Origin of the sequence: Streptomyces sp. NPDC001536 (assembly GCF_042894505.1) — a bacterium.
Taxonomy (GTDB): domain Bacteria; phylum Actinomycetota; class Actinomycetes; order Streptomycetales; family Streptomycetaceae; genus Streptomyces.
The window spans coordinates 48,090-72,114 of sequence record NZ_JBIAVQ010000014.1; the positions used below are offsets into that span (position 1 = coordinate 48,090).

The following is a 24,025-nucleotide window of genomic DNA, read 5'->3' on the forward strand; positions in this document are numbered from 1 at the left end:
TCAGCGAGGGGGTGAACCGCCAGGCGATCCAGGGGGTTGGGCGGCGGTGCCGTCTTCCAGGAGCTCGGGGAAGCCGGGGCCGGTGGCGGTGCGGAGGGCGGTGGCGGAGCGGCGGGTGGGGGTGGAGGTGGCGCGCGGGGTGGGGGTGTCGTGGTCGAGGTCGGTGGCGGTGCCCGGGTGGAGGGCGGTGCCCGTGGGGGCGGTGCCGTTGCTCTTGCCGTTCCGGTTCCCGCGTCCGTTGCCCCTGCCGCGGCCGGTCAGCCCTGCTCGGGTTTTCCCGTTGCCCACGCCGTCCCGGACGAGCGTGATCTCGGCCAGCCCCTCCTCGCCCGGCCTGCGGGCCAGCAGGCGCGGTTCGCCGCCCGCGGGTGTCAGCCGGGCCAGCAGGACGTAGGGCCCGAGCAGGCGTGCGTCGTCGAGGCTCAGCTCTTCCATGCGATCCCCCATCGCTCCCCGTCGCTCTGCGGTGCGCGCCGGCTCCCCAGCAAGCGCATTCCTCAAGCAGGGGTAACGACGTGCGCGGGTCGCGGCCCGTTTCACAGTGTGGGCATCGCGCGCAGGGTGTCGCGGCGGGCGACGAAGACCCGTCCGGCGGCGCCGGCGAGCCGCCAGCCCGGGGGATCTGCCTGGTCGGCGAAGGTCCACATGAGACGGCCGGTGCGGATGTCGACCGTGTACACGCCCCTGTCGGCGCCCGGCTGGACCGGGGAATCGGTCGGGTTGCCCAGCAGCCCGTACAGCGCGTGGCCGACCACGACATCGGCCCGGCGCGGTACGCCGCTGTAGTCCATGGAGACCGTCCAACGCGGCACCCCGGAGCGGGCGTCCAGGCACCGCAGGGCGGTGGGATCGGCGGCCGTGTACACCCGGCCGTCGGCGACGGTGGGCGCTCCGTAGAAGCCGTACGCCCGGTCCGGCGCCTGCGTCCAGCGGGCCTTGCCGGTGCGGGCGTCGAGCAGGGCGAGCGGGCGGCCGCCCACGCAGAAGGCACCGTCCCAGGCAGTCGGGGCGACGGCACCGACACGACCGCCGCCGATCAGCGCGGGCGTGCCGATGGTCCAACGCCAGGTCGCCCGGCCGTTCGCGGTGTCGAAGGCCTGGGCGGTGCCGTCGTCGGTGCACACCAGCAGCCGCTGCCGGGTCACGGCGGCACGCGCGGCGGCGACGCCGGTCACCGCGCGAGCGGAGGTCCACCGGTCCCGACGGTCCGTCAACCCCACCGCACGGACCCGGCGTTCACGGTCGAGGACGTACGCCGCCACGCCGTCCACCGCGAGCAGCTGGGCGGCACCGATGTCCCCGGTCCGCCAACGCGGCTTCCCCGTAAGGGAGTCGAGGCCGGTCAGGCGGCCGTCGCCGGTCACGACGAGGATCACCGGCCCGGCGACGAGCAGCTCACCGAGCCGGTCGGGAGCCTTGGTCCCCTTCCAGCTCCACGCCCGCCGCCCGGTGTGCTGCACCCACGCGGCCACGCCGCCCGGCGTGCCCGCGGCGACCACCTGACCCGCGGTGACCGGGCCCGGCCCGTCCGGGTGCAGCCCCGTGGCCCGCCAGAGCGCGGCGGGCACGGTGTCGGCGGTCGGGGCGGCGAGCGGCTCGGCGACGGGGACGCCGTTCTCGGTACGTTCGCCGGCCGGCTCGGCCCGGTCGCGGGTCAGCCACCAGACCCCGGCCCCCACGCCGGGCACGGCCAGCGCGGCGGTCGCGGTGAGCAGGCGCCGCCGGGTGGGGGACGGGACGGGGGCGGCGGTCCGCAGCAGGTGGTCCGCCTCGGCGCGGCGGTGGTCGATGTCGGCGGCGACGGGGGCGGTGAGCCATGCGGGGGCGGGGGTGACGGGCCGGGGGCCGCCGAAGCTGCGGGAGAGCTCCCCCGGCGACCGCCCGCCCGAGCCCTCCTCGGCCCATCCTGCCCGCTCCCCCGGCGACCGCCCGCCCGAGCCCCCCTCAGCCCACCCCGCCAGCTCCCCCGGCGTGGGCCGGCCACCCGCCCCCTTCGAAAGACAGGCCCGCGCCACCCCCACCAGCCCCTGCGGCACCCCCTCCAGGTCCGGCTCCTCGTGGACCACCCGATACCCGACCGCGGCCGGATGCCCCGCCCCGAAGGGCCCCCGCCCCGTGCAGGCGAAGACCAGCACCGCCCCCAGCGCGAAGACGTCCGCGGCAGGCCCCGCCCGGCGGCCCGTGATCTGCTCCGGCGGCGCGTATCCCGGTGTGGCCGGCGCCGCTCCCGGCTGGGTCAGGGTGAGGCCGTACTCGGGTCGGGCGATGCCGAAGTCGATGATCCGGGCGCCCGCCCGCGTCAGGACGATGTTGGACGGCTTCAGATCCCGGTGCACCAGCCCGGCCTCGTGGATGACCTCCACCGCCCGCGCCAGCTCCCCCAGCAGCGCCCGCGCCCCGGCCTCGCCGAGCGTGCCGTGCTCGGCGACCGCCTCGTGCAATGTCGGCCCGGCCAGATACGCGGCGGCGATCCACGGTACGGGCCCGTCGAGGTCGTACCCGAGCACCGGCGCCACCCCGGTCCCGCGTACCGCCGACGCCGCGTCCGCCTCGCGCCGGAAGCGCCGCACCATCACCTCGTCGCGTGCCGTCTCGGGCCGCAGCACCTTCACCGCCGCGACCTGCCCCCGGGCGTCCCGGCCCAGGTACACGGCGCCCATCCCGCCCTCGCCGAGCAACGCGACGACCCGGTACGGGCCGATCCACCGGCCGGGCTCCCCCGATTCCGTTCCGTGGCCCCCCACGATCGGCCATGGTAGGGAGGAACCCCACACCCCGGAAGAGCCGTCGGGAGGCCCGGAGGGGAGTCCGCGCCAAGTCGATGTCGAAGCGCTTCGACAACCTATGGACACCCACCTCGGGTGGAGCTACTGTCGAACCACCCTCACCCGCCCTTATTCGCACTGCGCACTGTCGAAGCGCTTCACAAAGCTTGGAGAGCTGGATGGTCACCCTCGCCGAGGTCGCCCAGCACGCCGGAGTCTCGGCGAGCACGGTGAGCTATGTCCTCAGCGGCAAGCGGTCCATCTCCGGGGCCACCCGGCAGCGGGTGGAGCAGAGCATCCGCGAGTTGGGCTACCACCCGAACGCGGGCGCCCGCGCCCTGGCCAGCAGCAGGTCGAACATCATCGCGCTGATGGTCCCGTTGCGCACCGACATGTATGTGCCGGTGATGATGGAGATCGCCATCGCGGTGGCCACCACGGCCCGGCTCCACGGCTACGACGTCCTGTTGCTCACCGGCGAGGAGGGTCCCGACGCCGTACGCCGTGTCACCGGCAGCGGGCTCGCCGACGCGATGATCCTGATGGACGTCGAACTCGACGACGAGCGGCTGCCGTTGCTGCGCGGCACCGACCAGCCCTCCGTGCTCATCGGCCTCCCCGCCGACATCTCCGGACTCACCTGCGTCGACCTCGACTTCCGGGCCACCGGAGCACTCTGCGTCGAGCATCTCGCGATGCTCGGCCATCGCGACATCGCTGTCATCGGCGAGGCTCCCGCGGTCTACGAACGGCACACCGGCTTCGCCGAGCGCACGCTCGACGGACTCCGGTCGCGGGCCCAGGAGTTGGGCGTACGACTGCTGCACCGGCCGTGCGAGGGCGGGTACGACGCGATGGCCGTGACGCTCGCCCGCATCCTCGACGAGCGCCCGTCCACCACGGGCTTCGTCGTGCAGAACGAGTCGGCCGTCGAGCCGCTGCTCGCCCTGCTGCGCCAGCAGGGCCGTGCCGTGCCCGAGGACGTGTCGGTCGTCGCGGTCTGCCCCGACCAGGTCGCCACCCAGGCCTCGGTGCGGCTGACGTCGGTCGCCATCCCCGCGCAGGAGATGGGCCGGCACGCCGTGGAGCGCCTGGTGGCCAAGCTCGACGGGCGCGGCAAGGACGAAGTCGTGCTCATCGCACCCGAGTTGACGGTCCGGGCGAGTACGGGACCCGCGCCGTCGGCGCTCTGACGAACCTGTTCCTTCCGTTCCTTCCGTTCCTTCCGTTCCTTCTGTTCCTTCTGCACCGAGCAGCCCGAGCAGACCCGCTGGGGCACCCCTTGTCTCCACTCGCCTCCAGGAGCACCCCTCGTGACTCAGCCTGCCGTAAACCAGCCCCAGCAGGGCGTTGTCAGCCTCGCGCAGTCGTCTCCCACCGTCGGTACGTTCCGTGAGCGGGACGGCTGGCTGGAGTGGAGCGGGCGCCAGGAGACGCTCCGTATCGAGCCCTGGGGCCCGGACGCGGTCCGGGTCCGGGCGAGGCTCGGCGGCCCGATCCTCGAAGGGCTGCCGGGCGCGTTGCTGGAGAGCCCGCCCGCCACCTCGTCCACGGTCAAGATCGAGGACGGCCGGGGGCAGTTGACCGTGGGCACCCTCACCGTCGAGGTCGACGCCGAGGGCCTGATCCGCTTCCTTCGCACCGAGGACTCCGCCGAGCTCCTCGCCGAGTCCCGCGCGCACTTCTGGTGGCCCGGCTCGCGTCTCTACACCGCCGTCGGCAACGGCCACCACCGTCTGGAGCAGCGCTTCGCCGCGTACGACGACGAGAAGCTGTACGGCCTCGGCCAGCACCAGCACGGCAGGCTCGACCAGAAGGGCCTGGTCCTCGACCTGGTCCAGCGCAATGCCGAGGTCGGCATCCCGGTGCTGACCTCCAGCCGCGGCTACACCCTGCTGTGGAACAACCCGGCGATCGGCCGGGTCGAGCTCGCCCACAACGGCACCCGCTGGGTGGCCGACTCGGCCCGCCAGATCGACTACTGGATCACGGCTGGCGCCCCGGCCGACGGCCAGCGCCGCTACTCCGCGGCGACCGGCCGCACCCCGATGATGCCGGAGTGGGCTGCGGGCTTCTGGCAGTGCAAGCTGCGCTACCGCACCCAGGACGAACTCCTCTCCGTGGCAAGGGAGTACAAGCGCCGCGGGCTGCCGATCTCCGCGATCGTCTGCGACTTCTTCCACTGGACGCATCTGGGCGACTGGAAGTTCGACCTCTCCGAGTGGCCCGACCCGGGCGCCATGGTGCGGGAGCTGGAGGAGCTCGGCATCAAACTCGTCGTCTCCGTCTGGCCGTCGGTGTCCCCGCTGAGCGAGAACCACCAGCTCATGGAGCAGCGCGGCTATTTCATCGGCACCCAGTACGGTCCGATGGCGCACGCCGACTGGCCGGACAAGGAGGTCGCCTCCACCGTCCAGGTCGCGTTCTACGACGCCACGAACCCCGAGGCCCGCGAGTTCATGTGGTCGCGCGTCCGCGACAACTACCTGGTCCCGTACGGCATCACGGCGTTCTGGCTGGACGCCTGCGAGCCGGAGCTGAAGCCGGGCTTCCCGGAGAACCTGCGCTACTGGGCGGGCCCGGGCCTGGAGGTCGGCAACAGCTACCCCGCCGAGAACTCCCGCACCTTCCACGAGGGCCTGACGGCCGAGGGCGAGGAGGTCATCACCCTCAACCGCTCGGCGTGGGCGGGCAGTCAGCGCTACGGGGCCGCCCTGTGGTCCGGTGACATCGGCACCGACTTCCCGACCCTGCGCCGCCAGATCGCGGCCGGCCTCAACACCGCGCTCTCCGGGATCCCCTGGTGGAACACCGACATCGGCGGCTTCCACGGCGGCGACCCGACCGACCCGGCGTACCAGGAGGTCATGGTCCGCTGGTTCCAGTTCGGCACGCTGTCCCCGCTGATGCGCCTGCACGGCTTCCGTGACCCGGGCATGCCGCTGGGCCCGGAGATGACCGGCGGTCCGAACGAGGTGTGGTCCTACGGCGAGGAGGCCGGCGCGATCCTGGAGCGGTACCTGCGACTGCGCGAGCGCCTCAAGCCGTACGTCCTCGACGTCATGCGCGAGGCCCACGAGGAAGGCCTGCCGCCCATGCGGCCGCTGTTCCTGGAGTTCCCCGAGGACCACGCGACCTGGTCGGTCGACGACGCCTATCTCTTCGGCGGCGACCTCCTGGTGGCCCCGGTGCTGACGGCGGGCGCGACGGCCCGCACGACCTATCTCCCGGCGGGCGCGACCTGGACGGACGCGTGGACCGGTGAGACGTACGAGGGCGGCACGACCGTGACGGTCGACGCCCCGCTGGACCGCATCCCGCTGTTCCTGCGGGACGGGGCGCGCCTGCCCGTGGCCGAGTAGACGCGCCGGTGCGGCCGGTCCCGATAGGGGAGGGACCGGCCGCACACGCGGGCCGACGCGGGAACCGGGGAGCCGCCGGTCCGGCGGCTCCCCTTGCGCTCAACTGCTGCTGACGGTCAGGTTGTTGGTCTGGAAGTCGAGCCCGCCGGACGACGAGGTGATCTCGTAGCCGAACTGCACGTCGCCGATGGTCTCGTTGCCGAACCAGCCCTTGGTGTCCTTGATCCACTTCAGGATCGGGAGGATGTTCACCGTGCCGGAGCTGGAGTCGGAGGTGCGCAGGAACGAGAAGACCTCGTTGACACCGTTGGTGCCCTTGTAGACGGTCCAGGTGTGGCCGCCGAGGGTGACGTTGCCCTGCGAGGTGCCCAGCGGGCCGACGGCTCCGTTGTAGTTGACCCAGAGCATGATCTCGTAGTCGTAGTCCGTGTCCCAGATGTCGTACGAGGTGTTGTACGCGCCGGACGACGGGACCGTGACGTTGTAGCTGCTGGAGAGCGAGCCGAGGGAGGTGATCGTCTTGTTGATCACCTTCTTGGAGTTGGGGTAGGACTTGATGCCGCCGGTGTTGGGGTGGTTGGCCCAGACACCCCAGTTGGTACCGGAGTTGGCCCACACGCACTGGCTGCCGGCGCCGGAGCCCCAGATGTTGTTGTAGAGCGTGTAGCCGTTCAGGGTCGTGTTGCCCCACTGGTCGCAGGAGTTCCAGACGGCGGCGGAGGCGGGGGCGGAGGCGAGGCCGACGGTGGCACCGAGGGCCATCGCCGGGGCCAGCACGGCCATGGTGACTTTGCGGAGAGTGCTCTTTGCCATGGTGTCCCTTTCCATGGGTGGGGGGAATTGCGGGGTGTTCACCACGCCCCAAGCGGGAGGACGTGGTCTTCTCCGGCGACAAGGTCGAGCGGCCGACCGCCGGTGGAAGTCCTCAGTTCGACGCGGTGGGTACGGGTGGGGCGTAGCACCGCGGTCGCTTCGTGCGGGGTCCAGACGAGGTCGAGCTCCGCGCCGAACCGGGTGCGGACGCCCGTGAGCCGACCTGCCGGGTACGCCGTCGGGAGGGCCGGCAGCAGGACCAGCCGGTCCGGCGTGGACTGGACGAGCATCTCGATGAGCACGGCCGGGAGGGTGTGGGCGGCGTCCGCGTTGTAGACGTCGCGGTTCGGGTAGTGCGCGCTCATCAGGGAGTCGTGGAAGAAGTCGCCCTTGAGGACCTGACCGAGGGCGTGCGCGACCCTTTCGCCGTCGCGCAGCCGGGCGGCGACGAGGGCGTGGTGGAGGTGGCCGTGGGCGGAGTCGTTCTCGGCGCCGCGGAGTTCGAGGGCGCGGTGCGCGGCCGCGGCGAGGTCGGGGGTGTCGTACGGGGTGATCTCGTCGAGCGGCCAGACGCCGTAGAGGTGGCTGAGGTGGCGGTGGTCGTAGGTGTCGTCGAGGCCGGGCCAGGCCCATTCGGCGAGGGCGCCGTCGTCGTTGATCCGGTGGGGCGGGAGCCGGTCGGCGAGGGCGCGCCATGTCGAGGCGTGCTCCGGGTGATGTTCGCCGGCGGTCAGCAGCGCGTGCCGGGCGGCCGAGAGGTCCATCGCCGCGTTGATCGCACCCCAACTGGCGTTGGCGGGGCGGTTCTCGGGTGAGTAGGACGGAACGACGACAAGACGTCCGTCAGCGTCCGTCCGGGTGAGGAAGTCCTCGTAGAACAGGGCGGCTTCGGCGAGCGCGGCGGCGGTGCGCGGGTCGCGCTCGCCTCGGGTCTCGTCGTGGTCGACGAGCGGCTTGAGCAGCCAGTCGGCGCCGGCCGTCCACAGGTGCAGCGGGTATTCGCGGCTGAAGTGGTACGTCAGCCCGGACTCGCCGTCGCTGTGCGGCGGGGCGACGATGCCCCGGGCGCCGAAGATAGCGCGGGCGTTGTCCCGCCAGTCGTCGAGCTGACGGTGGATCAGGGAGGCGTGGGCCTCGGTGACTTCGGGCAGGGCGGCGGCCGCCGCGGACGCGGTCTGGAGGTTGACGTTGGCGTCGTTGGTGAACGCCCCCGACCAGGCGGTGTCCCAGTCGCCGGTCCACAGACCGGTCAGGCGGGGCGGGAAGAGGCCGCTGGAGGAGAGCAGGTGGTAGCGGCCGGCGGCGAAGAGGCGTTCCAGGAGGGCGGGGCTGTCGGTGCGGGTGAGCAACTCCGAGCCGGGTAGGGCGCGTTCGGCGGGGTCGGCGTCGAGGTCGAGGGTGACGCGTTCGTAGGCGGTGCGGTGGAGGGCGGTGTGGCGGTCGAGGAGGAGGGTGTACGGGTCCGGCTCGTCCGCGGCGAGTTCACGGAGGCCGCGCGCCTGCTCCAGCACGTCGAGCTCGCCGGTGTGCCGCAGTACGCGGGTCAGCAGCAGTACGGACTCGGCTCCGGCGATCCGCAGGCCGGGGGGTGTGAGCGTGGTGGTGCCGCCCGTGACGAGGACCAGGGTGACGCCGGTGTAGGCGCGGTCGCTGCCGGGGTAGCGGGCCCGCAGGGTGAGCAGGGCGCCGTCGGGGGTGAGGACGGCGCCGTGGCCGACGCCGAGGTCCTTCGGGGCGCCGGGGAGCCGGTGGTCCAGGGAGATGTCGAGGTCGGCCGCGATGACCTGCTGGACGATGACGTCGTCGGCGCGGGAGACGAAGACGCGGCTGTGCCGGCCCTCGGACTCGCTGTGGACGACCCCGGTGGCGAACGCGACGGAACGTCGGTGTCCCCGAGCACCGCCGGACGCCGTGCGCAGCCGTATCTGGAAGGCGGGGTGGAAGGGCTGCACCCACTGGAGGTCCCGTCCGTCCGTGAACCCCTCCGCCGCGGCCGGCTCCCCGGCGAGCAACCGGTCCTGGAGTGCGGGCAGTTCGGCGGCGAGCTCGGGCGGGCGGGCCTGCTCGGCACCGTTGGGGCGGACGAGGGTGTGATGGGTGACGACGACCCGCTCGTCGTCCGGCTCACCGAACACAAGAGCGCCGTGATGGCCGTTGCCACTCAGGAAGCCGTCCTCCCAGCGGGTCGCGGGGCGGGGTTCCCAGGTGCCGTGCACGATGCCGGTGTCCGCGTTCACGTTCCCGTTGACGTTCATGTGCGCAACACCACCACGCCGTACCGGTCCAAGGTCAACTCGTCCGTGACGATCGCCCCCGTGAGGAGGTCGTGGTGAGTGCCGGGGAGCTCGACGGTCACGGATTCGCGGGAGTGGTTGAGGACGAAGAGCAGGTGACCACGTCGTACGGCCTCGACGCTCGCGGGGAGCCGGTCGAGCACCGGGCGCACGTCCGCCTCCGACGCGAACTGCGCCAGCAGAGCGCGCAGTTGGTCCGCCTCGGGAAGTGTCGCGAGATACCGCGCCCGCCCCTTGCGGAGCACCGCCGGCAGCCCGTCGAGGTCACCGCCCTTGAAGACGGCCTCGGCGACCGCGTCCTCGTCCTTCTCGATCTCCTCCGACCACAGCGTCCCGCGGAACCCGTCGCACTCGACGCCCTCCCCCGCGTCCAGCGGCCACCACTCGTGCAGGGTGCGGATGCCGAACAGCTCCCGCAGCCGTCCGTCCATGCCGCCGGGCCGCACCCGGTCGTCCTCGTCTGCGATGCCGGTGAGGAAGCCGGAGACGAGGGTGCCGCCCTGTCGGGTGTACGCGACGAGGTTGTCGATCGCCGTGTCGCTCAGGGAGTACAGCTGGGGGACGACGACCAGCTTGTACGCGCTCAGATCGTGCTCGGGGTGGGCGAAGTCGGTGGCGAGGTGGGCCTCCCACAGGGCTCGGTGCCAGGCGGTGAGGACCTGGGTGTAGTCGACCTCGGTGGAGAGCCTGCCCTCGTGGGCGCCGGCCCACCAGGAGTGCCAGTCGTGCAGGACGGCGATGTCGTTGGCGGTGTGCGTGCCCGTCACCTCGCCGGAGATCTGGGCGAGTTCCGCGCCGAGCCGCTTGACCTCCTGATACGTCCGCCCCCGCTCCCCCGCGTGACTGACCATCCCGGAGTGGAACTTCTCGGCGCCCTGCCGCGACTGCCGCCACTGGAAGTAGCAGACGGCGTCGGCGCCACGGGCGACGGCCTGGAGGGACCAGAGGCGGTTGAGGCCGCGCGGCTTGGGGTGGTTGACGCCCCGCCAGTTGACCGGTCCGGCGGCCTGTTCCATCAGCATCCAGGGTCCGCGGGCCTGCGAACGGGTCATGTCCTGCACCAGAGCGCTGGTCTGGGCACCGAGGGGGTCGCGCGGATCGGGGTAGAGGTCGACGGAGACGACGTCCTCCTCCTCGGCCCACCGCCAGGCGTCCTGCCCGCTCCACAGCGGCATGAAGTTGGAGGTGACCGGGACGTGCGGGGTGTGGCGGCGCACGATGTCCCGCTCGGCGACGTAACACTCCAGGAGCATGTCGGAGGTGAACCGCTTGAAGTCCAGCACCTGGGCGGGGTTCTTGAGGTAGTGGGCGTGCCGGGGCGTGTGCACCTCGGTCCAGTCGCCGTAGCCCTGGCTCCAGAAGGCGGTGCCCCAGGCGTCGTTGAGTTCCGCGAGCGTGCCGTATCGGTTCTGGAGCCAGCGGCGGAAGCGGGCGGCGGCCTCGGGGCCCCAGTCGTAGGTGCAGTACTCGTTGTTGATGTGCCACATGGTGAGGGCCGGGTGGCCGCCGTAGCGGGCGGCGAGGTCCTCGGTGATGGCGGCGGCGTACCGGCGGTAGACGGCGCTGGAGTGCGAGAAGTGCTGCCGGCCGCCCCACCACTCGGTGCGGCCGTCCTGGTCGACGGGCAGGGTGTCGGGGTGCAGATGTCCCAGCCAGGGCGGGGGCGAGGAGGTCGGGGTGGCGAGGACGACGCCGATGCCGTGTTCGTGCATCAGGTCCATCAGCCGGTCGAGCCAGCCGAAGTCCCGCTCTCCCGGCCGGGGTTCGAGCTTGGACCAGGAGAAGACGCCGAGGGTGACGGAGTTGACGCCGGCGTCCTTCATGAGCCGGACGTCCTCGTGCCAGGTCTCCTCGGGCCACTGCTCGGGGTTGTAGTCGCCGCCGAAGAGGATGCGACCGCGCGTCGCGTCGCCGAGTTCGGGCCTCTTCTCCATGGCCATCAGACGGGCTCCCCGTACTGGATGCCGCGCCCGTTGGTGGCGAGGTAGACGCGCCCGTACACACGCGGGTCTCCGGTGATGACCTCGCCGGTCCACCCCCACTGATGCCGGTCGTCGTTGATCCGCACCCAGGTACCGGCCTCGTCGTCGGACCGGTGCACTGCGGTGATGCTCTCCGTGGAGCCGACCATGTAGATCGCCGGGTAGTCGGCCCCGTCGGCGGCCTTGCCGAAGCCGAGGGTGTACGAGGCCCAGCAACTGGCGACCTTGTCGAAGCTCAGGCCCCCGTCGGTGGACCGGTGGAGCCCGTTCGACTTCACGCTCAGCCACAGGTCACCGGGGCGCCCGGGCGCGGCGACCAGCTCGAACTGGCTGTCCCCGGAGGGCAGCCCGGTCGCACGCCCTGTGAACGTGAGGCCACTGTCAGTGCTGGCGTATAGCGTTCCTGTGTCGGTGTCGTACGCGTAGAAGTGCGTCGGGTCGGCCGGGTCGGCGACCGGCGTGGCGCCCTTCGGGAAGGAGGAGATCTCGGTCCAGGTGGCCCCGTTGTCCGCGGAGCGGTAGGCCGGGTACTTCGTGCCGTCCCAGTGCACGAAGACCCACAGCAGCACGCTGCCGTCGGCGTTGGTGGCGATCGGCCCCGGTGCGTCCTTGGCGACGGAGGGCTGGGCCTCGAAGGGCGCCCAGGTCTGTCCGCCGTCGTTCGAGTAGGCGCCGTTCCCGTGGTCGCCCCACCCGCTGCGCACGACGTACGCCGGCTTCCGCGCGGCCTGTGCGAGTCCCGTCGCCGTCCCGAACACGGGGTTCGTGGCCATGCCGCGCGAGGGCGAGGCGGTGAGCCGCTCGTGGTACATCACGCCGATGTCCCCGGACCCGCTGATCAGATGCGCCTCCCCGACCGGGGGCGAGATCAGCTGCCGCACGGACGTCTCCTCCATGCCCCGGATCTGCGGCGCCCAGTGCTTCAGGTCCCGGGTGCCGTAGAGGGTGGCGCCGGTGCCGTAGACGACATGCCGGGAGTCGTACGGGTCGAGGGCGAGCGCCTGGATCCACCAGCCGAACTTGGGCGCGTCCGCGCCCCACTTGAGATAGGGGGTCTCCGACACGTCGAGAACAGCCGAGTCCTTGAGGGACGTCCAGTGGCGGCCACCGTCGGTGGAGCGGAACACGGTGTCGATGGCGGCCCACCGGTTGTTGGTGGAGACGACGAGGGTGCCGGGCCGTCGGGCGTCCACGGCGACCCCGCCGTAGCCGAAGGTGTCGGTGGAACCGTCACCGGTCGTCCCACCCGGCTTCACCGGGGTGACCTCGGTCCACTTGCCGTTGGCGGTGCACAGCTTGTGCACGCTGCCGTCGGACTGCCCGTTGGGCCCGGGAGCGTTGGCGTACGTCACGTACAGCTCACGGGTGAAGCGGTCGTACGCGGCCCGGATCGGCACCCTGGCGGCCACGCCGGAAGGCTGCCCGGCCACGGCCTCCCACTTCGTCCCGTCGGCGGTACGGAACAGGTTGGCGGCCCTCCCGTCGGAGTCGCCCCAGCCGGCGTAGAGGGTGCGCCCGGCGGCGACGAGCAGGGTGACCCCTTGCCCGGAGGCGCTCGGGGTGCCCGGGAATCCGGTGGCGGCCGCCCAAGTGGCCCCCCGGTCGGTGGACTTGAGCAGCCCGTCGTGCCGGGTCCCCAGCCACAGGGTGTCACTGTCCCGCGGATCGACGAGCAACCGCTCACCGGCCCCCCGCCCGTCCTCGTTGGCCCCGAGCTTCACGGCGAGATCGGTACGGGCCCAGGTGACACCACGGTCGTCGGACCGCAGCACGGCTCCGTTTGACGCCCAGGACTGCGCATAGGTACCGAGCGCGAGATAGACCCTGTTGGGGTGGGCCGGGTCCACGGCGATGGCCTCCACGCCGAGGAGGTTCCAGTCGTCCCAGCCGAGGTGATCGGTGAGCGGGGTCCACCGACCCGATCTGTCGTCCCATCGGTAGGCCCCACCGATGTCGGTACGGGCATAGGCGAGCCCACGGACGGAGGGATGGAAGAGAACTCCGGTGACGAACCCGGTGCCACCGATGAAGACGTTCCGCCAACGGTAGGGGGAGGCGGCGGCCTCGGCGGCACGGGCCTGAGCGACGGGAAGAGCGGTGAGCGCGGTGGCGGCAGCGGTTCCAGCAAGAACGGCACGCCGGCTCAGATTGGACGTAAGCATGACAAGCCTCGCTCTGAAGAAATGGGGGAGTCAGACCTACCTGGGGGCGCGGGGAACTGCGCGACCAGCCACCAACAATCCGCAGCCGCCGACGATCCGAAGCACCCCATTCAGTGGGCGCCGGTCAACCCTTCACCGCACCCGTCAACATGCCCTTCTTGAAATGCCGCTGGACGAACGGCGACAACACAGCCACCGGCAGCAACGCCATCACCATGACCGCCATCTGCACGGCCAGCCCGGACAGCTGCCCCGTCTTGATCGCCTGCCCCAACCCCACCGGCGCCTCCTGCTTCTGCACCAGCTGGATCATGACGTTCTGGAGCGGCATCATGTCCTGGTCGTTGAGATACAGGGACGCGTTGAACCAGGCGCTCCAGTACCCGACGGCGTAGAACAACGTGATCACCGCGATGACGGCCCGCGACAACGGCATGATGATCTGCCACAGAATCCGGAAGTCCCCGGCCCCGTCGATCCGCGCGCTGTCGGTCAGCTCCGGCGAGATCCCCATGAAGAACCCGCGCAGCACCAGGATGTTGAAGACACTGATCGCGCTCGGCAGGATCAGCGCGAGGTAACTGTCGGTCAGCCCGAGGGTCTGCACCAGGAGATAGGTGGGGATGAGCCCGGCGCTGAAGAACATCGTCGCCAGCAGCGTCATGAGGATCCACCGGTGCCCGACCGACTCCGTCCGCGACAGCCCGTACGCGCACAGCACGGACACGGTCATGGAGAACACCGTACCGACGAGGGTGACCAGGACGCTGATGATCGCCGCCCGGGTCACCTGGCCGCCGCTGAGCAGTTCCTGGTAGGCGATGAAGGTGATGTCCTTCGGCACCATCACCAGACCGCCGGCCTCGTCGATGGTCTTGCGCGAGGAGACACTGGTGACGACGACGATCCACAGCGGGAAGAGAATCGCGAGGCAGGCGATCCCCAGCACCAGGCCCTTGCCCGCCAGCCCCACCTGCGAGGGCCGCTCCTCCCATACCGGCCGGGGCGGCGCCGCCCACCGGCCGGGCTTGTGCACAGGTTTGTCGATGACGGCGGTCATTTCTTGTACACCCCCTGCTCGCCCATCAGATGGGCCACCTTGTTCGCGGCAAGGACGAGACCGATGCTGATGACGCCCTTGACGAGTCCGGCGGCGGCCGCGTAGCCGAAGTCCTGGTTGCGGACGCCGTTCCACCACACGAAGGTGTCGAGCACTTCCGAGGCGCCCGGTCCCACGGCGTCTCGTTGCAGCAGGATCTGCTCGAAGCCGACGGTCAGGGCGTCGCCGACACGCAGCACCAGCAGCAGCGCGATCACCGGCCGGAGCGCCGGCAGGGTGACATGCCACATCCGGCGCCAGCGGTTGGCGCCGTCCATCGCGGCGGCCTCGTACAGATCGGGGCTGACCGCGGCCAGGGCGGCGAGGAAGACGATGATCCCCCAGCCGGCGTCCTTCCAGACCGCCTGCGCGGTGACCAGGAACTTGAAGGTGTTCGGGTCGGTCATGATGTCGAGGCCGTCGTACCCGTGGTCGCGCAGCAGCGTCGAGAGCAGTCCGGCACCGCCGAGCAGCTGCTGGAAGACCGCGATCACCAGCACCCACGAGAAGAAGTGCGGCAGATACAGAACGGCCTGCGCGATCGCCCGCACCCGGGGCCTGACCACGCTGTTGATGAGCAGCGCGAGCAGGACCGGGATCGGGAAGAACAGCACGAGCTGGAGGAAGAACAGCACCAGGGTGTTCTGGACCGCCTGCCAGAAGGAGGAGTCCTCGAAGATCCGCTGGAAGTTCTCCAGCCCCACCCAGGGGCTGTGCAGCATGGACACGACGCCGTTGTCGCTGATGTAGGGGTCGTAGTCCTGGAAGGCGACCACGTTGCCGAGGATCGGCACGTAGTTGAAGAGCAGGACCAGGGCGACGGCCGGCAGCGTCATCAGGAGCAGGACACGGTCGCGTCTGAGCCTGAGCCGCAGACTCAGCTTCCGCGAGACCTGTTTCCTACGGGATCCGGTGGCGCCGCCGGATTCCTCCGGGGTCTTGTCCGTGGTGTCGGCCTCGGCCCTGCTCCGAGGCACCGTGCTGTGGGACACGGCCGTTCTCCTTGCCTCGGTACCGGGTCAGCTGGCCGCGGAGCCGTTCTCGTCGAGGATCTGCTTGTACCAGTCGCGCAGCTTGTCGCCGCCCTTGCTCTTCCAGTCCGAGACGGCCTGCTGCATGTCGCTGATCTTCTTGCGGCCGCGGACGATGTCGTCCTCCAGCTGCTCGAAGTCGTTGGCGAGGTTGGTGTAGCGGTTGGGCTCGGTGATCTGCATGCCCCAGAAGGTGGACTTCTTGGTGAAGGCGCCCATCCGCTGCTCCCACTCGACCTGCCCCTTGGCGACCTCGGGGAAGTCGGGGTGGGCGAGGGTCGCGGCGGGGCTCGCGACCATGACGTAGGCGTTCATCACCTCGAGATTGCCCTGGTCGGTCTTGGTGGGGACGCCGTCCTTGACGGTGTAGTGGGTGCCCTCCACGCCGTAGTTGGTCATCATGTACTCCTTGGTGCCGTACGGCGCCGCGGTGACGTTCGCGACGGCCAGCACGTCGCGGATGACCGACTCGGAGGCCTTCTTGTTGACGAAGGAGAAGATGCCGGCGGGCTGCTCGGCGTAGATGGTGGGGTTGCCGCCGTCATGGCCCCAGACGTCCATGCCCCAGATCTTGAACTCCGGGTTCTGGGTGGCCTGTTCGGCGGTGCGGCCCCACCACTGGGAGATGTTGTTGGGGTAGATCAGGAACTCGCCCGCCGCGAACTTGGGCCCGGGGTCCGGGGCGTTCTTGCCCATCTTGGAGTCGGGGTGGACGACGCCCGCCTCGAACAGCTTGCGGGACCACTCGATGGCCTCGAGGTACTCCTCGGTCTCGATGCGGTAGACCAGCTTGCCGTCGACCATGTTCCAGCCGAGCGGCTTCTCGCTGCCCGAGAAGACACCGAAGGCCTGCCAGGCGGTCCACTTCATGTCCAGACACGCCCAGCGCTTGGCCTTGGCGTTGGTGATCTCCTTGGCCAGGGCCATGAACTCGTCGCAGGACTTGGGTATCTCGTACCCTTCCTTCTCGAAGATGTCCTGGCGGTAGAGGGGCACGATGCTGGGCGCCCACGGCGCGGGCATGGGCAGGCCGCGCAGCTTGCCGCCGAAGATGGAGCGCTTCCAGGCGTCCGTGGGGATGGCCGCGAGGTTCGGGTACTCCTTGACCGCGTCGCCGGACAGGTAGGGCCCGAGGTCGGCGAACTTGCTCATGATGGCGGTGGGGATCTTGCCGTTCATGTTCCAGCCGGGGACGACCACCACGTCCGGGACGTCGCTGGAGGCCAGCACCGCGCCGAGCTTCTGCTCGTAGGTGTTGCCGTCCTGGTTCTGCCAGGCGACGTCGACACCGATCAGCTCGTTCATCGCCCTGTAGTAGGCGTTGCCGCTCTTGGGCGGGGAGCCCCAGAACGGCGACATGACGGTGACCTTGCCGCCCTTGCCGAGCTTCTTGGTCACCGAGGTCTTCAGGGTGGCAAGGTCGAGCTTGCTGGTGAACCCGATCGCCGAGCCGTTCTTGGCGGGGATGTCCGGCGTCACCACATTGCTGACCACGTACGCCGGCAGGATCTTCTCGGCGTCCTTGCCCGACGTGGTGCCGTCACGCGAGCCGCTGTCCGAACCGCCGCAGGCGGAGAGCAGCGGCATCCCTCCCGCCACTGCTGCGGTGGCGACCGCGGTGGAGGCGAGGAAGCTTCTCCGGCTGGGTCCGGAAGGACCAGGGGAGGGGGAAGCGGCGTTCGGCGTCATTGCGTCAACCCTTCATGGCGCACCAGGACACCCGGCGGAGGAGCCGTCGGCTGTGGTGTCTTGAGTGGAACTGGCTGAGCTGAGGCGCTTCTTGGACTTCTACGGTCGCTGCGTAGTCGAAGCGCTTCGATGTTGCTGTGAGGTTAAGTGAAGGCCTGTGGGTGCACAAGGGTCGCTCCCAATATTCCTCCGAGGCATGGGAGGCGACCTTTTCTTATGCACCGCTTGAAGTGATGGCGCCGCTCCCTTGACACCCGCCCCGGTGTCGAATGAGCATCGAAGCGCTTCGAAAGCGCTCGACCGCTCCACTCCAAGGGGATCCCCAGGTGACCGCACAGACGCCGCCCACGCCGCCTTTCCGCGATCCGCATCTGCCGTTCGCGAAGCGCATCGACGATCTGCTGTCGCGGCTCGGCCTCGACGAGAAGATCGGCTTCCTGCACCAGTTCGCCCCGGCCGTAGAGCGGCTCGGCGTCGACGCGTTCCGCACCGGTCAGGAGGCCCTGCACGGCGTGGCCTGGATGGGCCCGGCCACGGTGTTCCCGCAGGCGGTGGGCCTGGGCGCGACCTGGAACACGGATCTCGTACGACGGGTCGGCGAGGCCGTCTCCAAGGAGGTCCGCGCGATGCGGGCCCGCGACGACCGCGTCGGCCTCAACGTCTGGTCCCCGACGGTGAACCTGCTGCGCCACCCCCTGTGGGGCCGCAACGAGGAGGGCTACTCGGAGGACCCGAAGCTCACCTCGGCGATCGCCGTCGCGTACACCCGCGGGCTGCGCGGCGACCACCCGACGTACTGGCGCACCGCCCCCGTCCTCAAGCACTGGCTCGCCCACAACAACGAGACGGACCGGGCCACTTCGTCCAGCTCGGTCCGCCCGCGCGTGCTGCACGAGTACGATCTGCGCGCCTTCCGCGAGACGGTCGAGGCGGGTGCGGTCGCCGGAGTGATGCCCGCGTACAACCTGGTCAACGGCCGCCCGAACCACGTGAGTCCATATCTGCGCGAGCATCTGCGCACCTGGACGGACGAGGACCTGCTGGTCTGCTCGGACGCGGGCGCACCCTCCAACCTGGTCGACCACGAGCACTACTTCGACACCCATGAGGAGGCCACCGCGGCCTCGCTCCTGGCCGGCGTCGACAGCTTCACCGACCACGGCACGGACAGCACGCAGATCACCGGCCGGGTCACAAAGGCCTACGAACAAGGCCTGTTGACCGAGGCCGACATCGACGCGGCGGTCCGCCGCCAGCTCTCGGTCCGCTTCCGCCTCGGCGAGTTCGACCCGCAGTACGACCCGCACGCCCTGACCACGGACTTCGACACCCCGGCCCACCGCGCCCTCGCGCAGGAGGCGGCCGAGCAGTCGGTCGTCCTGCTGCGCAACGACGGGGTGCTGCCGCTCGCCCCGGACACCCGGCTCGCCGTGGTCGGCCTGCTCGCCGACGAGTGCAAGCTCGACTGGTACAGCGGCACGCTGATCCATCGCTCCACCCCGCTGGAGGGCCTGTACGAGCGTTTCGGCGCCGAGCGGATCGAGTTCACGGAGGGCGTGGACCGGGTCCGGCTGAAGGCGTCGGACGGAACCTTCCTGCGCGTGCCCGAGGCGGACGCCGACGACACGGTGCGCGGCGCCGAGGGCGCCCTCGACCCGGCGCTGCTCGCGGGCCGCACGGACCTGCCGCCGCTCACCACCCACGCGGTCGGCACCGAACTCGCCCTGGTCGACTGGGGCGGGGGCGTCCTGACCCTGCGCGCTCCCGACGGCCGCTATCTCTCGGTCGCCGAGGACGGCTATGTGCGCGCCTCCGCCGACCAGCCCGGAGGCTGGGTCGTCCAGGAGACGTTCCGGCTGGAACCCCATGAGAACGGACACCTCCTCAGACATGTCGGCACGGGTCGCCACGTCTTCGTCGGCGCCGACGGAGTAAAGGTTGCCGATGAGAACGCGGAACTCGACGATCAGCCCGAAATCTTCACGCTGATCGTCGCCGAGCACGGAAGGGACGCGGTCGCCAGGGCCGCCGCCGAGGCCGACGTGGTCCTCGTGGTGGCGGGCAACGACCCGCACATCGACGGCCGCGAGACCGAGGACCGCAGGACCCTCGCCCTCCCCGCCCACCAGGACCGCCTGCTGCGCGCCGCCCGTGCCGCGAACCCGAACACGGTGCTGGCGCTGGTCTCCGCCTACCCGTACGCGATCGAGCCGGGTCCGCTGCGGGCCGCGCTGTGGATGTCCCACGGCGGCCAGGCCGCCGGCACCGCGCTGGCCCGGGTCCTGGCCGGCGACGTCTCCCCCGCGGGCCGCCTCCCGCAGACCTGGTACACCGACGACGCGGACCTGCCCGACCTCCTGGACTACGACGTGATCGGCGGCCGCCAGACGTACCTGTACTACGAGGGCACCCCGCTGTTCCCCTTCGGGCACGGCCTGTCGTACGCGTCCTTCTCCTACGGGGACCTCAAGTACCGCGCGGAGGAAGGGGCGTTGCGCGTCTCCTTCACCGTCGTGAACACCGGGGACGTGACGGCCGACGAGGTCGCCCAGCTCTACACACGCGCCGTGGACCCCTCGGTCCCGCGTCCGCGCCGCGAGCTGGTGGCGCACCGCAGGGTCACCCTCGCGCCCGGCGAGAAGGCGGAGCTGTCCTTCGACGTCCCGCTGTCCGCCTTCGAGTTCTGGGACGTGGCGCACGGCAGGTGGCGCCTGGAGCCGGGGCCGTACGACCTGATGGCGGCCGCCTCCAGTGAGGATGTGCGGCTGCGGACGACGGTTGTGCTGGACGGCGAGCCGGGCGGGCCGCGGCCCGTCGTCGAACGGGGCCTGGACGGGGCCGACTTCGACGAGCAGAGCGGTGTCGCGATCGTCGACCGGACGAAGACGGCCGGTGACGCGGTGACGCCGGCGAACGGCAGGGCGGCCGAACTGGTCTACCGTGCCTGTGACTTCGGGGCGGGTGTCACGGAGGTGACGGTGGCCGTGGCGGGCGAGGGCACGGTGGAGATCTCGCTCGACGGCGGCCCGGCGCTCGCGGCGCTGTCGCCCAGGACGCCCACGTCAGGGCCGTACGACTATGTCACGCTCCGCACCGCGCTCACGGCCTCCGGTGTGCACGACGTGCGCCTCAGGCTGCGCGGCCCGTTGCGGCTCGCGCGTGCCGGCTTCTCCGGCTGAGGGTCCGGAGGGGGTCGGCACAAAGAAGGGGCCCGGCACCGGAAGGCATCGGTGCCGGGCCCCTTCGGACGGTGAGCCTCCGCCGCTGCGAGCACTCTAGCTGAAAATGGTTCCCATTAGCTAGAGCCATCCGCGCACGGATGTGCCGACGGCCGGAGCCTCTGCACAGCGGGCTCCGGCCGTCGGTCGTTCACCGCGGGTCAGAGAGCGATCCCGGTGAGGACGAGCACCCGCTCGTAGGTGTAGTCGTCCATCGCGAACTTCACGCCCTCGCGGCCCACACCGGACTGCTTGGCGCCGCCGTACGGCATCTGGTCGGCGCGGTAGGAGGGCACGTCGCCGATGACGACGCCGCCGACCTCGAGCGCGCGGTGGGCACGGAAGGCGACCTGGAGGTCGTGGGTGAACACGCCCGTCTGGAGGCCGTACTTGGAGTCGTTGGCGGCCGCGAAGGCCTCGGCCTCGCCGTCCACCTTCTGCACGGTCAGGACGGGTCCGAAGACCTCCTCGCAGGAGATCGTCGTGTCGGCCGGTACGTCGGTGAGGACGGTCGGCGCGTAGGAGGCGCCGTCGCGCTTGCCACCGGTGAGGAGGGTGGCGCCGGCGGCGACGGCCTCGTCGACCCACGTCTCGACGCGCTTGGCGGCGTCCTCGCTGACCAGCGGGCCGACGTCGGTCTTGTCGTCGGACGGGTCACCGGTGACCTGGGCCTCGACGGCGGCGACGACACGGGGAAGCAGCCGGTCGTACACGGAGGCGTCGGCGATGACCCGCTGCACGGAGATGCAGGACTGGCCGCCCTGGTAGTTGGAGAAGGTGGCGATACGGGTCGCGGCCCAGTCGAGGTCGGCGTCGGAGGCGTAGTCGCCGAGCACGACCGCCGCGCCGTTGCCGCCCAGCTCCAGGGTGCAGTGCTTGCGCGGCACCGAGTCCATGATCGCGTAGCCGACCTTCTCGGAACCGGTGAAGGAGATGACGGGCAGCCGCTCGTCCTGCACCAGCGCGGGCATCCGGTCGTTCGGGACGGGAAGGATGCTCCAGGAACCGGCCGGCAGCTCGGTCTCGGCGAGGAGTTCGCCGATGATGAGCCCGGAGAGCGGGGTGGCGGGCGCGGGCTTGAGGATGATGGGGGCCCCGGCCGCGATCGCGGGGGCGATCTTGTGGGCGCACAGGTTGAGCGGGAAGTTGAAGGGCGCGATACCGAGGACGACGCCCTTGGGGAAGCGGCGGGTCAGCGCGAGCCGGCCCTGACCGCCGAGGTCGGTGTCGAGGCGCTGGGCCTCACCGCCGTTGAACCGGCGAGCCTCCTCCGCGGCGAACCGGAACACCGAGACGGCACGGCCGACCTCGCCCCGGGCCCACTTGATCGGCTTGCCGTTCTCGGCGGAGATCAGCTGGGCGATCTCCTCGTTGCGCTCGGCGAGGCGACGGCTCACGTGATCGAGAGCGGCGGCGCGGGTGTGGGCGGGCGTGGCGGCGAACTCGTCCCGGACGGCGTACGCGGCGGCGACGGCCTCCTCGATCTGGGCGTCGCTCGGCACGCTGACCTTGCCGACGATCCGCCCGTCCCACGGCGAGCTGACATCGAAGCTGACCTCGCCGGCGACCTGGCGCCCGGCAAGCCAGAAGGCGTGGGTGGAAGTCATGTCCCGGCCCTTCCGCGTTGGGGGTGTGCGTTGGCTTTCGGGTCCACGGTAGGGGCGGGGGCACGGAGGGGCGTTTGTCCGGCGCGGAGTGGTGGGGGGTGGGGGTACGCCGGATTGGCGGGGTGGTGGCAGGCGGGAATGCGCCCCGAGGGCTTTTCGCCCCCGCCGCTTCACGCCGGTCCAGGCAATCTCAGCCCGTCCGGCGTTTGAGGACGAGGCCCTTTCGGGGCCGACGGCGGGGGTCTGGGGGCGCAGCCCCCAGGGATGGGACGGGTAGGGGCGGCGGGGGCGAGAAAAGCCCTCCGGTCACTGCTCCGTCGACGTCGCCTTCAGCGCCAGCCACAGTTCCATCCGCACATCCGGATCATCCAGCGACCGCCCGAGGATCTCCTCCACCCGCCGCATCCGGTACCGCAGCGTGTGCCGGTGCACGCCAAGGTCGGCCGCGGCCGCGTCCCACTGTCCGTGCCGGGACAGCCATGCCCGCAGCGAGGCCACCAGATCCCCCCGTCCGGTCGCGTCATGCTCGCGCAGCGCCCGCAGCAGACCGTCCGCGAAGGCCTGCACCGCGTCGTCGGCCAGCAGCGGCACCACCGACCCCGCCGCCAGCTGCTCGTGCTCCACACACACCCGCCCCCGCCGCCGCGCGACGGACAACGCCTGCTCGGCCTGCTTGTAGGCGGCCGCCGCGGCAACGGGACCGGCCGGCGCCGACACCCCCACGACCAGCTCACCGTCGCCCTCCGCGCCGCCCTGCTCCCCCACCGCCCGCCCGGCGTCCAGGCCGGCGGCGTACTCCCCGCACGCCCCGACCGCCGCACCCCCGTCCGCGGCAAGGACCACCAGCCGCTCCCCCTCGGGAACGACCAGCACGGCCTCCCCGGCCCGCGCGGCGGCGGACTCCACGGCCTCGGCGAGGGCTCCCAGAGGCTCACCCGTCCGCCCGGCGGGCACCGACTCGGCGACGACCACCCGGAAGGGCGCGTCCAGCAGCGACCCGTACAGATCCCCGGCGACCGCCCGCGCGTGGTCCGACTCCCCCGCCAGCAGCATCCGCAGCACCGCCGCCCCGAGCCGCTGCTCGGCGGCGCGCAGGGACCGGGACCGCTCGGTGGTCAGGGTCAGCAGGGCGATCGCCGAGTGGACGGCGTACCGCTCCGCCGTCCCCGGCGCCGCCGCCGTCCCCACCGCGAGCGCGGACCGCGGCCGCCGCCCCGTGCCCAGGGAGTGCAGCTCGACACGGTCCTCGTGGTCGGGGCCGCCGACCACGGAGGAGGCCGGCGCGGGCCGCTCCCGCAGCCGCTCCACGTCCGCCGTGAGCCGTGCGGCCCGCCGCCCCGCCCACTCCGGCGCGGCGGCGACGACGGCACCGGACGCGTCGTACAGCGCGGCCCACCCGTCCACCTGCGAGGCGAGCGCGGACAGCAGCCCCTCGGGACCGTCCGTCAGCGCCTGTTTGGTCAGCTCCCGCTGCGCGGCGAACCCGGCCGTCACCGCCCGGTACTGATCGGCGGCGATGGCCGCGGAGACGGCCTTGCTGATGGCGAGGAAGGGGGTGCGGCGAGGCACTTCGAGCAGCGGGAGCCCCCCTGCCTCGGCCGCGTCGACGAGCGCCTCGGGAATGTCCTCGTAGTTGACCCCGACCGCGAACCCGAGCCCCACGACCCCCGCCCCGACCAGCCGCTTCACATACCGCCGCATCGCCTCCGGATCCTCCGCGTCCAGCTTGAGCGCGGTGATCAGCAGCAGCTCCCCGCCCTCCATGTACGGCACGGGATCGGCGAGCTCGCTGACATGCGCCCAGCGCACGGGGACGTCGAGCCGGTCCGCGCCCGCCCGCACGGTCAGCTTGAGCGCGGAGTGGTGGACGAGCGAGGCGAGCGTGGGTGGCATGAGGCCTTCAGGTCTACGGGGTTCGGGCGTGCCCTGTGATCATTTGGCCGTCCTGTATGAACGGCCTGTGCCGATTCTGCCTCACTGTACGGTCACCCGGTCACCGCGAG

At 71.3% G+C, this 24,025-nt stretch carries 14 protein-coding genes; 3 read left to right on the forward strand and 11 right to left on the reverse strand.

The window, feature by feature from the left end; translation table 11 throughout:
• On the reverse strand, nucleotides 1-435 hold the full coding sequence (locus tag ACFY0U_RS32720; RefSeq protein WP_388641983.1) for a hypothetical protein: 435 nt from the start codon (nucleotides 433-435) through the stop codon (nucleotides 1-3).
• 101 nt (nucleotides 436-536) lie between these two features.
• Nucleotides 537-2,744 (reverse strand): PQQ-binding-like beta-propeller repeat protein, encoded by a 2,208-nt coding sequence (locus ACFY0U_RS32725; protein ID WP_388641985.1) that lies wholly within the window; start codon nucleotides 2,742-2,744, stop codon nucleotides 537-539.
• A 200-nt stretch (nucleotides 2,745-2,944) separates the two neighbouring features.
• On the opposite strand from ACFY0U_RS32725, the gene ACFY0U_RS32730 reads away from it, so the two are divergent.
• On the forward strand, nucleotides 2,945-3,958 hold the full coding sequence (locus ACFY0U_RS32730) for a LacI family DNA-binding transcriptional regulator (RefSeq protein ID WP_388641987.1): 1,014 nt from the start codon (nucleotides 2,945-2,947) through the stop codon (nucleotides 3,956-3,958).
• A 120-nt stretch (nucleotides 3,959-4,078) separates the two neighbouring features.
• Nucleotides 4,079-6,127 (forward strand): TIM-barrel domain-containing protein, encoded by a 2,049-nt coding sequence (locus ACFY0U_RS32735; RefSeq protein WP_388641989.1) that lies wholly within the window; start codon nucleotides 4,079-4,081, stop codon nucleotides 6,125-6,127.
• Nucleotides 6,128-6,226: 99 nt separating this feature from the next.
• Here ACFY0U_RS32735 and ACFY0U_RS32740 read toward each other — a convergent pair whose 3' ends face one another.
• The 7 genes from ACFY0U_RS32740 to ACFY0U_RS32770 all read right to left on the reverse strand — a co-directional run bounded on the left by ACFY0U_RS32740 (nucleotide 6,227) and on the right by ACFY0U_RS32770 (nucleotide 17,197).
• Nucleotides 6,227-6,940 (reverse strand): hypothetical protein, encoded by a 714-nt coding sequence (locus ACFY0U_RS32740; RefSeq protein WP_388641991.1) that lies wholly within the window; start codon nucleotides 6,938-6,940, stop codon nucleotides 6,227-6,229.
• 38 nt (nucleotides 6,941-6,978) lie between these two features.
• Nucleotides 6,979-9,195, reverse strand: coding sequence for a glycoside hydrolase N-terminal domain-containing protein (locus tag ACFY0U_RS32745; RefSeq protein WP_388641993.1), 2,217 nt, complete (start codon nucleotides 9,193-9,195; stop codon nucleotides 6,979-6,981).
• The gene (locus ACFY0U_RS32750) at nucleotides 9,192-11,174 is read right to left on the reverse strand and encodes a beta-galactosidase (protein ID WP_388641995.1); all 1,983 of its coding nucleotides are present in this window, start codon (nucleotides 11,172-11,174) and stop codon (nucleotides 9,192-9,194) included. Before ACFY0U_RS32750 ends, ACFY0U_RS32745 begins: the two co-directional genes overlap by 4 nt.
• On the reverse strand, nucleotides 11,174-13,378 hold the full coding sequence (locus ACFY0U_RS32755; protein ID WP_388641997.1) for a 1,4-beta-glucanase: 2,205 nt from the start codon (nucleotides 13,376-13,378) through the stop codon (nucleotides 11,174-11,176). Before ACFY0U_RS32755 ends, ACFY0U_RS32750 begins: the two co-directional genes overlap by 1 nt.
• Nucleotides 13,379-13,502: 124 nt before the next feature.
• The gene (locus tag ACFY0U_RS32760) at nucleotides 13,503-14,438 is read right to left on the reverse strand and encodes a carbohydrate ABC transporter permease (protein ID WP_388641999.1); all 936 of its coding nucleotides are present in this window, start codon (nucleotides 14,436-14,438) and stop codon (nucleotides 13,503-13,505) included.
• Nucleotides 14,435-15,469: an ABC transporter permease gene (locus tag ACFY0U_RS32765; RefSeq protein ID WP_388642001.1), complete on the reverse strand. Its 1,035-nt coding sequence runs from the start codon at nucleotides 15,467-15,469 to the stop codon at nucleotides 14,435-14,437. The genes ACFY0U_RS32760 and ACFY0U_RS32765 overlap by 4 nt, the downstream gene beginning before the upstream one ends.
• A gap of 27 nt (nucleotides 15,470-15,496) precedes the next feature.
• The gene (locus ACFY0U_RS32770; RefSeq protein ID WP_388642002.1) at nucleotides 15,497-17,197 is read right to left on the reverse strand and encodes an extracellular solute-binding protein; all 1,701 of its coding nucleotides are present in this window, start codon (nucleotides 17,195-17,197) and stop codon (nucleotides 15,497-15,499) included.
• 326 nt (nucleotides 17,198-17,523) lie between these two features.
• Here ACFY0U_RS32770 and ACFY0U_RS32775 point away from each other — a divergent pair, with 326 nt between their 5' ends.
• Entirely contained in the window at nucleotides 17,524-20,376 is a 2,853-nt protein-coding gene (locus tag ACFY0U_RS32775; protein WP_388642004.1) for a glycoside hydrolase family 3 C-terminal domain-containing protein, read from the forward strand.
• 200 nt (nucleotides 20,377-20,576) lie between these two features.
• On the opposite strand, the gene ACFY0U_RS32780 is transcribed toward ACFY0U_RS32775, so the two are convergent.
• Nucleotides 20,577-22,022, reverse strand: a complete 1,446-nt coding sequence (locus ACFY0U_RS32780; RefSeq protein ID WP_388642006.1) for an aldehyde dehydrogenase family protein — start codon at nucleotides 22,020-22,022, stop codon at nucleotides 20,577-20,579.
• Nucleotides 22,023-22,328: 306 nt separating this feature from the next.
• Nucleotides 22,329-23,915, reverse strand: coding sequence for a PucR family transcriptional regulator (locus tag ACFY0U_RS32785; RefSeq protein ID WP_388642008.1), 1,587 nt, complete (start codon nucleotides 23,913-23,915; stop codon nucleotides 22,329-22,331).
• Between the last annotated feature and the right edge of the window lie 110 nt (nucleotides 23,916-24,025).

Bases quoted from the DNA above. Each gene is read 5' to 3' on its own strand.
- ACFY0U_RS32720 (WP_388641983.1), bottom strand. From the start codon at position 435: ATGGAAGAGCTGAGCCTCGACGACGCACGCCTGCTCGGGCCCTACGTC.
- ACFY0U_RS32730 (WP_388641987.1), top strand. From the start codon at position 2,945: ATGGTCACCCTCGCCGAGGTCGCCCAGCACGCCGGAGTCTCGGCGAGC.
- ACFY0U_RS32740 (WP_388641991.1), bottom strand. From the start codon at position 6,940: ATGGCAAAGAGCACTCTCCGCAAAGTCACCATGGCCGTGCTGGCCCCG.
- ACFY0U_RS32745 (WP_388641993.1), bottom strand. From the start codon at position 9,195: ATGAACGTCAACGGGAACGTGAACGCGGACACCGGCATCGTGCACGGC.
- ACFY0U_RS32750 (WP_388641995.1), bottom strand. From the start codon at position 11,174: ATGGCCATGGAGAAGAGGCCCGAACTCGGCGACGCGACGCGCGGTCGC.
- ACFY0U_RS32755 (WP_388641997.1), bottom strand. From the start codon at position 13,378: ATGCTTACGTCCAATCTGAGCCGGCGTGCCGTTCTTGCTGGAACCGCT.
- ACFY0U_RS32760 (WP_388641999.1), bottom strand. From the start codon at position 14,438: ATGACCGCCGTCATCGACAAACCTGTGCACAAGCCCGGCCGGTGGGCG.
- ACFY0U_RS32770 (WP_388642002.1), bottom strand. From the start codon at position 17,197: ATGACGCCGAACGCCGCTTCCCCCTCCCCTGGTCCTTCCGGACCCAGC.
- ACFY0U_RS32780 (WP_388642006.1), bottom strand. From the start codon at position 22,022: ATGACTTCCACCCACGCCTTCTGGCTTGCCGGGCGCCAGGTCGCCGGC.
- ACFY0U_RS32785 (WP_388642008.1), bottom strand. From the start codon at position 23,915: ATGCCACCCACGCTCGCCTCGCTCGTCCACCACTCCGCGCTCAAGCTG.